General features: G+C 45.2%; 10 protein-coding genes. All 10 read left to right on the top strand.

Going from position 1 to position 13,440, the window contains the following annotated elements; all coding sequences use genetic code 11:
- Positions 1-39: 39 nt before the first annotated feature.
- The 10 genes from ispC to dnaE all read left to right on the top strand — a co-directional run bounded on the left by ispC (position 40) and on the right by dnaE (position 13,423).
- Positions 40-1,248, top strand: coding sequence for a 1-deoxy-D-xylulose-5-phosphate reductoisomerase (ispC, locus tag L1D23_RS06905; RefSeq protein WP_239865000.1), 1,209 nt, complete (start codon positions 40-42; stop codon positions 1,246-1,248).
- Positions 1,245-2,603, top strand: coding sequence for a sigma E protease regulator RseP (rseP, locus tag L1D23_RS06900; RefSeq protein ID WP_239864998.1), 1,359 nt, complete (start codon positions 1,245-1,247; stop codon positions 2,601-2,603). The genes ispC and rseP overlap by 4 nt, the downstream gene beginning before the upstream one ends.
- Positions 2,604-2,641: 38 nt before the next feature.
- Positions 2,642-5,044, top strand: a complete 2,403-nt coding sequence (bamA, locus tag L1D23_RS06895) for an outer membrane protein assembly factor BamA (protein WP_239838400.1) — start codon at positions 2,642-2,644, stop codon at positions 5,042-5,044.
- Positions 5,045-5,074: 30 nt separating this feature from the next.
- Positions 5,075-5,575 carry an OmpH family outer membrane protein gene (locus L1D23_RS06890; protein WP_239838454.1) on the top strand — a complete coding sequence of 167 codons (501 nt, stop codon included), beginning with the start codon at positions 5,075-5,077 and terminating at the stop codon, positions 5,573-5,575.
- A gap of 6 nt (positions 5,576-5,581) precedes the next feature.
- On the top strand, positions 5,582-6,613 hold the full coding sequence (gene lpxD / locus L1D23_RS06885; RefSeq protein WP_239864996.1) for a UDP-3-O-(3-hydroxymyristoyl)glucosamine N-acyltransferase: 1,032 nt from the start codon (positions 5,582-5,584) through the stop codon (positions 6,611-6,613).
- A gap of 158 nt (positions 6,614-6,771) precedes the next feature.
- Complete coding sequence (gene fabZ / locus L1D23_RS06880; protein ID WP_239838398.1) at positions 6,772-7,224, top strand: 3-hydroxyacyl-ACP dehydratase FabZ; 453 nt, start codon at positions 6,772-6,774, stop codon at positions 7,222-7,224.
- 1 nt (position 7,225) lies between these two features.
- A complete protein-coding gene (gene lpxA, locus L1D23_RS06875; protein WP_239864994.1) occupies positions 7,226-8,014 on the top strand; it encodes an acyl-ACP--UDP-N-acetylglucosamine O-acyltransferase in 789 nt (262 codons plus the stop codon).
- 70 nt (positions 8,015-8,084) lie between these two features.
- On the top strand, positions 8,085-9,230 hold the full coding sequence (gene lpxB / locus L1D23_RS06870; RefSeq protein WP_239864992.1) for a lipid-A-disaccharide synthase: 1,146 nt from the start codon (positions 8,085-8,087) through the stop codon (positions 9,228-9,230).
- Positions 9,231-9,235: 5 nt separating this feature from the next.
- The gene (rnhB, locus tag L1D23_RS06865) at positions 9,236-9,853 is read left to right on the top strand and encodes a ribonuclease HII (RefSeq protein ID WP_239864991.1); all 618 of its coding nucleotides are present in this window, start codon (positions 9,236-9,238) and stop codon (positions 9,851-9,853) included.
- Between the two features lie 90 nt (positions 9,854-9,943).
- Entirely contained in the window at positions 9,944-13,423 is a 3,480-nt protein-coding gene (gene dnaE, locus L1D23_RS06860; RefSeq protein ID WP_239864989.1) for a DNA polymerase III subunit alpha, read from the top strand.
- Positions 13,424-13,440: the final 17 nt, after the last annotated feature.

Below are 13,440 nucleotides of genomic sequence, written 5' to 3'. Positions count from 1 at the left end.
GATTGAGATCTGCCTCCTTACTTTCACTGGTTTCTTGCTATGCGTAAGCTGACAATTTTAGGTGCAACTGGCTCTATTGGTGACAGCACTTTTAAAGTTATTGAACAGAACCCCGAACAGTTTTCGATTGTTGCGCTTGCAGCAGGGAATAATGTCGAGAAGATGCGCCAACTTTGCCAAAAGTGGCAACCTAAATACGCTGTGATGGCGAGCGATAGTGCGGCCATGAAGCTTAAAGGCCAACTGCAAGAGCTTAAACTTTCAACTGAAGTGTTAGCGGGCCAAGAAGCGATGATGCACATTTCGTCGTTTGATGAAGTCGACACGGTTATGGCCGCGATTGTCGGTGCGGCCGGGCTATTACCGACGATGGCGGCAGTGAAAGCGGGCAAACGCGTATTACTCGCTAACAAAGAAGCTTTGGTCATGTCTGGGCAGTTGTTCATCGATGCTGTAAACACTCATGGTGCTGAACTGATGCCAGTAGATAGTGAGCATAATGCGATTTTCCAGTGCCTCCCCGAGGCGATTCAAACAAATCTTAGCAGCTGTGATTTAGAAAAGCAGGGCATCCAGCATATTCTCTTGACTGGCTCTGGTGGCCCTTTTCGTTACAGTGATGTGAGTACCTTGTCATCTGTCACTCCAGAACAAGCTATCGCTCACCCTAATTGGTCAATGGGGCCAAAGATCTCCGTTGATTCTGCAACCATGATGAATAAAGGATTGGAGTATATTGAGGCGAAATGGCTGTTTAATGCCCGTCGTGAACAGCTCAAAGTGTTGATTCATCCGCAATCTGTGATTCACTCTATGGTGCAATACAAAGATGGCTCTTTATTAGCTCAGATGGGTGAACCCGATATGGCCACACCTATTGCACTCACGTTGTCTTACCCTGAAAGGGTTTTCGCGGGTGTCGCGCCTTTGGACTTCACAAAAATTGCTGAGCTGACGTTTCTTGAGCCCGACTTTAGTCGTTATCCTTGCCTTAAACTTGCGATTGATGCTTGCTATGAAGGCCAGCATGCTACAACGGCTCTCAATGCTGCAAATGAAATTGCGGTAGAAGCTTTCCTTTCACACCATCTTAAATTCACCGATATTGCAGTGGTGAATGAACGGGTAGCAAATCACGTGTGCTCTAAGAATCGCCAATCTGATTGTGATAACTTGGAAAGCATCTTAGAGCTGGATAAAATGGCGCGAGATTTGGCTATTGAAACCATTAAAGAGCGTACACTATGACTGGGATTTTGTGGAACTTCGCCTCGTTTATCATTGCATTAGGCATTTTAGTTGCCGTGCATGAATTCGGCCATTTCTGGGTTGCACGTCGCTGTGGCGTTAAAGTAGAAAAATTTTCTATTGGTTTCGGTAAGTCAATTTGGAGCAAGATTGGCAAAGACGGTACTGAGTATAGCATTTCAATTATTCCATTAGGCGGTTACGTCAAAATGCTTGATGGGCGAGTTGATGACGTGCCAGAAGGACAAAAAAAGCAGGCGTTTGATACTCAGCCTTTGTGGAAGCGAACTTCTATCGTTGCTGCTGGACCAGCCTTTAACTTTTTCTTTGCCGTGTTCGCTTACTGGTTGGTTTTCATGATTGGTGTGCCGGCAGTTAAGCCTGTGGTTGGTCAGGTTGAGCCTCATTCCATCGCTGCCGAAGCGGGTTTAGAGTCTGGCATGGAACTAAAAGCCGTCTCTGGCGTCAAAACTCCGGATTGGGAATCGGTTAACATGGGATTAATTGCTCACATCGGTGATGAGCAATTAACGATGACAGTCACGCCAGCCGATGGCATCGGGGTTGAAGAAGTGCGGACCTTTGACCTATCTACTTGGAACTTTGATCCAGAAAACGAGTCTGCTATGTCAGCACTTGGTTTTAAGCCTTTTACTCCTGAAATCTCAACCACATTAGCGACGGTTTCTGAAGGGGGAGCAGGCGAAGTGGCAGGCTTACAAGCTGGAGATAAGTTGATCGCTGCTAATGGCAAACCAATCACCAGTTGGCAGCAAGTGGTTGATCTTATCCAAGAGCATCCGAATCAAGTGGTTGACTTACAAATTGATCGAGCAGGTGTGACACAAAACCTGACCCTTATTCCTGATAGCCGTGAGCTTGCAGATAAGCGAACGATAGGATTTGCAGGAATCGCTCCTGAAGTCGCAGAATGGCCTGAAAACTATCGCTTCGAACTTCAATTTGGTGTATTTGAGTCAATCGGCAAAGCGATTGAAAAAACCGGACAAATTATTGACCTAACAATCAGCATGTTGAAAAAACTGATTGTAGGGGATGTGGGATTAAACAACTTAAGTGGGCCGATCTCGATTGCAAAAGGCGCAGGAACTACAGCGGATTACGGTTTGGTGTATTTCCTTGGTTTCCTTGCGTTGATCAGTGTTAACTTAGGTATCATAAACCTTGTGCCATTACCTATGTTGGATGGTGGACATTTATTGTTTTTTGCTATTGAGGCAGTGATCAGACGCCCTGTACCTGAACGCATTCAGGAGATGGGGTACCGCGTAGGCGGGGCAATTATTTTCTCTCTAATGGCAGTGGCGATATTTAATGATTTTGCTCGTCTGTAGCTGGGCAAAGGTTGTAGTAAGGAATAACTAAAACAAACATGGCGATGAAAAAAATTCTATTTGCCACGCTACTGGCAACAAGCGTGAGTGCAAATGGTGCCGAAAACTTTGTTGTTGAAGACATTCAAATTGATGGGCTACAGCGTGTTGCACTGGGTGCGGCATTGCTTAAAATGCCAGTACGTATCGGTGATACGGTCGATAGTCAGGATGTATCCGAAATTATTAAGGCTTTGTACGCTTCAGGTAACTTTGAAGACATCAAGGTTTTGCGTGATGGCAATCAGCTGTTGGTTCAGGTCAAAGAGCGACCAACGATTGCAAATATCTCGTTTTCTGGCAATAAGGCGATTAAAGAAGAGCAGTTGCAGCAAAACCTCGATGCGTCAGGTGTTCGAGTGGGCGAAGCTCTGGATCGCACCACGCTTTCGAATATTGAGAAAGGCCTCGAAGATTTCTATTACAGCGTTGGTAAGTACAACGCAACGGTAAAGGCGGTTGTCACTCCTCTTCCTCGTAATCGTTCAGACTTAAAGTTTGTTTTCTCTGAAGGTGTCTCGGCGAAAATTCAACAAATTAACTTTATCGGTAACGATGTGTTTACGGATGAAGAGCTACTGAGTCGCTTTAATTTGAATGTCGATGTGGCTTGGTGGAATTTCCTGTCTGATGATAAATATCAGAAACAAGTCCTTGCTGGTGATATTGAGGCCCTCAAATCCTATTATTTAGACCGTGGCTACCTTAAGTTCAAAGTTGATTCGACACAGGTTGCGATTTCTCCAGACAAGAAAGGTGTTTATATCACCTTAGCCGTTGATGAAGGCCTTCCATACACGGTTAAGGATGTAAAATTCCGCGGTGAATTGATTGGTAAAGAGGCTGAATTTGAGGCTTTAGTACCGTTTGAAAATGGCGATGTTTATAACGGTTCTCAGGTGACGAGCTTAGAAGAGAGTGTGAAACGCGTGCTTGGTGAAGCCGGTTACGCCTATCCTCAAGTTCGTACTATCCCAGAATTCGATGATGAAACTCAGCAGGTTTCTTTAGTCGTTAATGTTGAGGCTGGCCAACGTATTTACGTCCGCGATATTCGCTTTGTCGGTAACAATGCGACTAAAGATGAAGTCTTACGTCGTGAAATGCGTCAAATGGAAGGCAGTTGGCTGAACTCAAAATCGATTGAAACGGGCAAGAATCGATTAAGTCGTCTTGGTTACTTTGAAACCGTCGATGTTCAGACTGTTCGTGTTCCAGGCAGTGAAGACCAAGTTGATCTTGTATACAACGTTAAGGAAGCTAACTCAGGAAGTGTAAACTTCGGTATCGGATACGGTACTGAGTCTGGTGTGAGTTTCCAAGTTGGTTTGCAACAAGATAACTTCCTAGGCTCTGGCAACCGCGTTGGCATTAGCGCCATGATGAACGATTATCAAAAGAACGTCAGTCTGGATTATCGTGACCCATACTGGAACCTTGATGGTGTCAGCTTAGGTGGTAAGATTTTCTATAACACGTTTGAAGCTTCTGAAGCGGGGATCGTTGACTATACCAATGAAAGTTATGGCACTAGCCTGACGTGGGGTTTCCCGGTTGACGAGTTGAACAGCCTAGAGTTTGGTATTGGCTATACACACAATAAGATTGGTAATGTTCCAACTTATGATCAGGCCCAATTGTTTGCTCAGAGTATTGGCCAGCCAAATGGGGATATTATTACCAACGATTTTGATTTGAATGTTTCTTGGACACGCAATAATCTGAACCGTGGTTTCTTCCCAACGGCCGGTAACTATCAACGTGCATTTGCTAAAGCAACGATTCCAAGCTCTGATGCTCAGTACTTCAAAGTTCAGTATGACGTTCGTCAATATGTCCCCCTCACTAAAAAGCATGAGTTTACGTTATTGATGCGTGGACGTTTGGGCTACGGTAATGGCTATGGTCAAACGGATGGCAACGATAACCTATTCCCATTCTATGAAAACTACTATGCAGGGGGCTTCACCTCACTGCGTGGTTTCCGCTCTAATTCGGCGGGCCCAAAAGCGGTTTATACGAAGACTTCAGGATCTTGTGGTAACAATGGTTGTGTCGATGCAACAGATGACTCTGTTGGTGGTAATGCGGTTGCGTTAGCCAGTATGGAGCTTATCGTTCCTACGCCATTTGCCTCAGATGAAGCTCGTAGCCAGATTCGAACTAGTTTGTTTGTTGATGCTGCAAGCGTGTGGGATACCGAGTTTGTTTATCGTGAAGGGGTCAATGATCCTTATTACAATGATTACTCAGATCCAACCAACTATCGCGCGTCATACGGTGCTGCTTTGCAGTGGATGTCGCCAATGGGGCCTTTGGTCTTCTCAATAGCTAAACCAATTAAAATCTATGAAGGTGATGACGAAGAATTCTTCACTTTCACTATCGGCAGAACCTTCTAAACATATACAGAGGAATATACAGTGAACAAAATGATTAAAGCGGCTGGATTGAGCCTTGTAGTGATGTCATCTTCTTTCTTCGCGAATGCAGCAGAAGCGGCACAAAAAATTGGCTACATTAATACAGCACAAGTGTTTCAGGCGCTTCCTCAACGTGAAGTAGTACTGCAAAAAATGCAGCAAGAGTTCAAAGATAAAGCTGATGAGCTAAAATCTATCCAAGCTGAAGCGAAAACGAAAATTGAAAAGCTACAGCGTGATGGTGAACTACTTGGCCAAGATGAAGTAGAAAAACTACGTGTTGAAGTTGCTCAGCTTGATAGTAAATACAAAATCAAAGCACAGGCGCTTGAAAAGGCATCAGCTCGCCGTGAGAACGAAGAAAAACAGAAGCTATTCAAAGTGATTCAGGATGCAGTAAAGAAAGTGGCTGAAAAAGAAGGCTACGATATCGTTGTTGATATTCAAACCATGCAATATGGCAAACCTGAATATAATATTTCTGAGAAAGTAATTAACGCACTTAAGTAATTGACTATGGCAGCACTCACTTTAGCCGATTTGGCAAACATTACCGGGGGTGAACTGCATGGTGACGCACAAGCTGAGGTCACTATGGTCGCTCCGATGGATAAGGCTCAGAAAGGTCATGTCACTTTTTTGTCTAATCCTAAATACGCCAAGCACCTAGCTGATTGTATGGCTACGGTGGTAATGGTGAAAGAAGCTCAACGTGAGTTATGCTCGGGTAACGTTTTGGTTGTCGATGACCCATATGTTGCTTTTGCTAAAGTGACTCAAGCATTAGATGTTACTCCTGCACCCGCAGAGGGGATATCGCCTTCTGCAGTAATTGCTGATGATGCAGTAATTGGTGCGAATGTCTCTGTTGGTGCTAATGCTGTGATTGAAGCTGGTGTGCAGCTAGCCGATAACGTGGTGATTGGTGCCGGCTGTTTCATTGGTAAAAATGCCCAAATTGGTACCAATACTAAGCTTTGGTCAAATGTGAGTATTTATCATGAAGTTATTATTGGTTGTGATTGCTTAATTCAATCGAATACCGTGATTGGCTCTGATGGTTTTGGCTATGCCAACGAAAAAGGTGAATGGATCAAGATTCCACAACTTGGTACGGTTAGAATTGGTAATCGTGTTGAGATTGGCGCTTGTACTACGATCGATCGCGGAGCCTTGGATGATACCGTCATTGAAGATAATGTTATCATTGATAACCAAATGCAGATCGCTCACAACGTACACATCGGATATGGTTCAGCTATGGCTGGTGGTACAGTAGTTGCGGGCAGTACTAAGATTGGGAAATATTGCATTATTGGTGGAGCGACTGTCATCAATGGCCATATCGAGATTGCCGATGGTGTGACCATTACCGGAATGGGAATGGTGATGCGAAGCATTGAAGAAAAAGGCATGTATTCTTCAGGTATTCCGCTACAACCGAATAAAGAATGGCGTAAAACTGCCGCGCGTGTTCATCGAATTGATGAGATGAACAAACGCCTCAAAGCAATTGAAAAGCAGTTAGCGCAGGAAGACAACGAATAACCCAACTTTTATTAAAAAGACTCGCTATGTGCGGGTCTTTTTTTCTGACTCATTCCGTGGACTCAATAGAACAACGCCCGCGAGCGTGCTTAGCATATTGAGAGGACTTGGGTATAATGCCTGCCAGTTAATTTAGCATTCAATATAGGAATATGACTTTGACTACTGAAAACAAAACGATGAACATCACTGAAATCCAAGAGCTGTTACCGCATCGCTATCCATTTTTGTTGATTGATCGTGTGATTGATTTCCAAGAAGAAAAATACCTAACTGCGATCAAAAACGTTTCAGTGAATGAGCCTCAGTTTACAGGTCATTTCCCTCAACTTCCGGTATTCCCTGGTGTCTTGATCCTTGAAGCGATGGCACAAGCGACGGGGTTACTGGCGTTCAAATCGTTTGGTGCACCTTCTGAAAATGAACTGTATTACTTCGCGAGCGTGGATGGCGCAAAATTCCGCAAACCAGTGACACCAGGCGATCAACTCGTTATTGAAGTAGAATTCATTAAAGAGCGCCGTGGCATTGCTGCATTTAATGGTGTAGCAAAAGTAGACGGTGACGTTGTATGTTCAGCAGAACTTAAGTGTGCTCGTCGAGAGTTTTAATATGATTCATGAAACAGCTCAAGTCCATCCTTCCGCTGTCATTGAAGGTGATGTGCAAATCGCTGCCAACGTGACTGTGGGGCCGTTTACCTACATTTCTGGAAAGATTGAGATAGGTGAAGGCACAGAGGTCATGTCGCATGTGGTGATCAAAGGTCATACTACGATTGGTAAAGACAACCGTATCTTTCCTCACGCCGTAATTGGTGAAGAAAACCAAGATAAGAAATATGGCGGTGAAGACACCACTGTGGTGATAGGCGATCGCAATGTGATTCGTGAAGCGGTTCAGATCCATCGTGGTACGGTGCAAGATAAAGCCACCACTGTGATTGGCGATGATAATCTTCTGTGTGTGAATGCACACATTGCTCATGATGTGATAGTCGGCAACCATACCCATGTTGGTAACAACGCCATCTTGGGTGGTCACGTGACCGTGGAAGATCACGCGGGTGTGATGGCACTGTCTGCGATTCATCCTTTCTGTAAAGTCGGTGCTTATAGCTACATTGGTGGCTGTTCTGCGGTGGTCAAAGATGTTCCGCCTTACGTATTGGCACAAGGTAACCATGCGACACCATTTGGGTTGAATTTAGTGGGCTTGCAGCGTAATGGCTTCGAAAAAAGTGAATTGCGTGCTTTGCGTAACGCTTATAAAGAGTTTTATCGTGCGGGTAAAACTCAAGCTGAAGCGAAAGAAGTATTGTTGGAAATGGCACAGCAATGGCCCTCTATCCAGCACTTTATCGACTTTGTTGAAAGTTCAGAGCGTGGCGTTATTCGCTAAGTGTCACTGAATTCAGTTAAAAGATCGCAGCCTTTGGTTGCGGTCTTTTTGTGTTTTTGAGGTTAGGGATATGGACAATAATAAGCCACTTCGAGTCGGAATCATTGCAGGGGAGCTCTCTGGAGATACGTTAGGCGAAGGCTTTATCAAAGCCGTTAAGCAGCAATATCCTGATGCAGAGTTTGTTGGTATTGGTGGGCCTAAGATGATCGCGCAAGGTTGTGAGTCTTTGTTCGATATGGAAGAGCTGGCGGTAATGGGGCTTGTGGAAGTCTTAGGTAGACTCCCTCGCTTATTGAAAGTCAAAGCCGAGTTGGTTCGTTATTTCACCGAAAACCCACCGGATGTGTTTATCGGTATTGATGCACCAGATTTCAATTTACGACTAGAACTTGACCTTAAAAATGCAGGCATTACAACCGTGCATTATGTCAGCCCGTCAGTATGGGCTTGGCGTCAGAAACGCATTTTTAAGATTGAAGCGGCCACCAATTTGGTGTTGGCTTTTCTGCCATTTGAAAAAGCGTTTTATGATAAATACCAAGTGCCTTGTGAATTTATCGGTCACACTCTGGCTGACGCGATTCCATTAGAGTCTCCCAAAGTACCTGCGCGGGAGTTGCTTGGACTTGAACAAGATAAAAAGTGGTTGGCGGTGTTGCCGGGTAGCCGTGGTAGTGAACTGAATATGTTGGCTGAGCCTTTCATCGAAGCTTGCAAGCGGCTACATCTGAAGCACCCTGAGTTGGGTTTTGTCGTTGCTTTGGTCAATGAAAAGCGTCGAGAACAATTTGAACAAGCATGGCAAACTTTCGCTCCTGAGCTGGATTTTAGATTGGTCAATGATACCGCTCGTAACGTGATAATGGCCTCTGACGCAGTGATGCTAGCTTCAGGGACGGTTGCGCTTGAGTGTATGTTGATCAAACGCCCCATGGTGGTTGGTTACCGTGTCAATGCATTTACCGCTTTCTTAGCACGTAGAATGCTCAAAACTCAATATGTGTCGTTACCGAATATTCTTGCTGATGAGCTGTTAGTCAAAGAGCTGCTACAAGAAGAATGTACGCCGGAAAATCTAGCATCAGAAGTTGAAAAACTGCTAGGTAATCAAGGTGAGTGTATGATCGAGAAATTTACCGAGATGCATCATTGGATTCGTAAAGGTGCCGATGCGCAAGCCGCTAGCGCCGTATTGAAACTAATAGGTAAGTAGTCCTAATGACAAAAGAAAAGAAAGAGTTACCGCCATTTGAGTGCCCTCCAGGGTATCGATTCATTGCAGGTGTAGATGAAGTTGGTCGTGGGCCTCTAGTGGGAGATGTCGTGACAGCCGCGGTTATCTTGGATCCTTTGAACCCGATTGAGGGATTGAATGATTCGAAAAAGTTGACGGAAAAAAAGCGCTTAGCTCTGTTACCCGAAATCAAAGAAAAAGCACTCGCTTGGTCGGTCGGTCGTTGCTCTCCAAGTGAAATCGATCAGCTCAATATTCTACAAGCGACTATGGTCGCAATGCAGAGAGCAATTGAAGGGCTGAATGTAACGCCTGACCTCGCTCTTATCGATGGTAACCGGGTGCCTAATTTGCCTATGGACGCGATTGCGGTGGTTAAAGGGGATATGCGTGTAGCTGAAATTAGCGCCGCTTCGATCATTGCCAAGGTGGTACGCGATCAGGAAATGGAAGACCTAGACAAATTGCATCCAGAATTTGGCTTCGCTAAGCATAAAGGTTATCCGACCAAAGCGCATTTTGAAGCGATTGAGCAACATGGTGTGATTGACCAGCATCGTAAAAGCTTTAAGCCAGTGAAAACGGCATTGGGTATAGATTAGAAACCCTTAGTGTCTGGGGTATATCTAAGTTTTTATATCACGTAAAATACCCCATTATCTCTCCAATTATCCACAATTGCGGAAGCATTCATGTCAGATCCTAAATTTATTCACTTAAAAGTTCACAGTGACTTTTCCATGGTTGACGGCCTATCTAAAGTGCCTCCTTTGGTTAAGAAAGTGGCGGAAATGGGAATGCCGGCCATGGCCCTGACCGATTTCACCAACTTATGTGGGCTAGTGAAGTTTTATGGTACTGCTCATAGTTGCGGGGTAAAGCCGATTATTGGTGCTGACTTCGCAATGCAATCTGCGGAATTTGGCGATGAGCTGACCAAGCTGACTGTCTTGGCTGCTGACAATGAAGGGTATAAAAACCTGACCTTGTTGATTTCTAAAGCTTACTTACGTGGTCATGTTCAGCATCAACCTGTGATTGATAAGCAATGGCTGGCCGAGCTATCCGCAGGGTTAATTGTTTTATCTGGGGGTAAAAATGGTGAGATAGGTAAAGCACTGCTGAAAGGTAACCAGACCATGGCTCATAGCTGTGCTAAGTTCTACCAGCAGCATTTTGCTGAACGCTTTTTCCTTGAACTGACGCGAACGGGGCGCGCAGATGAAGAGACCTATCTACATTTCGCTTTAGATTTTGCAGAACAAGCGCAGCTACCTGTCGTGGCCACCAATGATGTCGTGATTCTTGATGAATCGACCTTTGATGCGCATGAAATTCGAGTGGCGATTCATGATGGTTATACATTAGAAGATCCACGTAGGCCGAAAAACTACAGTGCTCAGCAATATCTTCGCAGTGAACAAGAAATGTGTGAATTATTCGCAGACATTCCTGAAGCACTCGAGAACAGTGTTGAAATTGCTAAGCGTTGTAATGTGACCGTTCGACTCGGTGAGTATTTCTTGCCAGCGTTTCCGACAGAGGGAATGGAAGAAACTGAGTTTTTGGTCAAAAAGTCACAAGAGGGCCTTGAAGAACGTCTTGAGTTTTTATTCCCAGACCCACAAGTGAGAGCCGAACGTCGCCCTGAGTACGATGAACGCCTTAAGGTTGAGCTGGAAGTCATCAATAATATGGGGTTCCCAGGTTACTTCCTGATCGTAATGGAGTTTATTCAGTGGTCTAAAGATAATGACATCCCCGTTGGTCCGGGGCGTGGTTCGGGTGCGGGTTCATTGGTTGCCTATGCTCTTAAGATCACCGATCTTGACCCTCTAGAATATGATCTTCTTTTCGAACGTTTTCTTAACCCAGAACGTGTTTCCATGCCCGATTTCGACGTCGACTTTTGTATGGATAAACGCGATCAGGTGATCGATCACGTCGCTGAAATGTATGGGCGTGATGCCGTTTCACAGATCATTACTTTTGGTACGATGGCGGCGAAAGCGGTTATTCGTGATGTTGGCCGAGTTCTCGGCCACCCGTTTGGTTTTGTTGACCGTATTTCAAAGCTGGTTCCACCTGATCCGGGAATGACATTGGAAAAGGCGTTTAAAGCAGAGCCGGCATTGGCGGAACTTTACGAAGCTGATGAAGAAGTCAAAGAGCTTATCGATATGTGTCGTATCCTTGAAGGATGTACACGTAATGCGGGTAAGCACGCAGGTGGCGTGGTTATCTCGCCAACTACTATCACCGACTTTGCGCCGATTTATGCCGATGCGGAAGGGCACTTTCCTGTCACCCAATTTGATAAAAACGACGTTGAAACTGCTGGTTTGGTTAAGTTTGACTTTCTTGGTCTTCGCACTCTTACCATCATCGACTGGGCTCTTGGCTTGATCAACCCGCGTCTTGAGAAACAAGGCCAAGCGCCTGTTCGGATTGAATCTATTCCTCTCGATGACGCTGCATCTTTCCGCCTTTTGCAAAACTCAGAGACCACTGCGGTGTTCCAGCTGGAATCTCGTGGGATGAAGGAACTGATCAAGCGCTTACAACCAGACTGTTTTGAAGACATCATCGCACTGGTGGCATTGTTCCGACCGGGGCCACTTCAGTCGGGCATGGTTGATAACTTCATCGACCGTAAGCACGGCCGCGAGGCGATTTCTTACCCCGATGAAACTTGGCAACATGAATCCCTCAAGGATACGTTAGATCCCACCTACGGCATCATCTTGTATCAAGAACAGGTGATGCAGATTGCTCAGATCCTCGCTGGCTATACGCTAGGTGGTGCGGACATGCTGCGCCGAGCGATGGGTAAGAAAAAACCTGAAGAAATGGCTAAGCAGCGTGCTGTATTTAAAGAAGGTGCGGTGAACAACGGCGTCGATGGCGAATTGGCGATGAAAATCTTCGATTTGGTGGAGAAGTTTGCTGGTTACGGCTTTAACAAATCTCACTCAGCCGCTTACGCTTTGGTGTCATATCAAACATTATGGCTTAAGACCCATTATCCAGCGGAGTTTATGGCAGCCGTTATGACGGCTGATATGGACAACACCGAAAAAGTGGTCGGTTTGGTGGATGAATGTTTCCGCATGAAGCTGAAAGTGTTACCACCGGACATTAATGCGGGCCTTTATCGATTTAATGTCGATGAAAATGGCGCAATTGTTTACGGTATCGGGGCTATCAAAGGGGTTGGAGAAGGTCCAATTGAAGCGATTCTAGAAGCCCGTAACAAAGATGGTCACTTCAAAGACTTGTTTGATTTCTGTGCGCGAATTGATCTTAAAAAAGTCAACAAACGTGTGATCGAAAAATTGATTTACGCTGGCGCCCTTGATCGATTAGGCCCACATCGTGCAGCGATGATGGCATCTCTTGACGATGCCGTTAAAGCGGCCAGTCAATATCACCAAGCGGAGGCGTTTGGTCAAAGTGATTTGTTTGGTGTCTTGACGGAAGCGCCAGAAGAAGTTGAGCATAAATACACCAAGGTTCCGGCGTGGCCAGAAAAAGTTTGGCTGGAAGGAGAACGTGATACACTTGGCTTATATTTGACTGGACACCCAATAAATTCCTATATAAAGGAACTGGGTAAGTACACCAGTTGTCGATTAAAAGACGCGACACCGACAAGGCGCGATCAAAGTGTGACTATTGCTGGTTTGGTGATTGCTGCGCGAGTGATGACGACCAAGCGTGGAACGCGTATTGGTATCATGACACTCGACGATCGCAGCGGACGTATGGAAGTGATGTTGTTCTCTGACGCACTTGAAAGGTATGCTGAGCTGCTCGAACAAGACAAAATTTTGGTCGTTTCTGGACAGGTCAGCTTTGATGATTTCAATGGTGGTCTTAAAATGTCCGCGCGCGAGGTTATGGATCTCGGTACAGCACGTGAAAAATACGCACGTGGCTTATCAGTATCGATTGAAGAATCTCAAATCGACGAACAATTTTTTGAGCGCTTTAGTAAGATACTAGAGCCTTACAAAGCAGGAAGTGTTCCTGTCCACATATACTACCAGCGTAGTGATGCACGAGCGCGCTTAACGTTAGGTACGGAATGGCGTGTGACGCCTAGCGATGAATTAATAGACAATTTGAAACAGTTGCTTGGTAAGAGCCAAGTAGAACTCGAATTTAACTAAGTTCGGCAGTCGAATGC

The sequence above is a fragment of the Vibrio sp. Isolate24 genome (assembly GCF_022398215.1).
Classification (GTDB): Bacteria; Pseudomonadota; Gammaproteobacteria; order Enterobacterales; family Vibrionaceae; genus Vibrio; species Vibrio coralliilyticus_A.
Note: the sequence above shows the minus strand (reverse complement) of the source record. Positions and strands in the feature narration are given on the sequence as shown.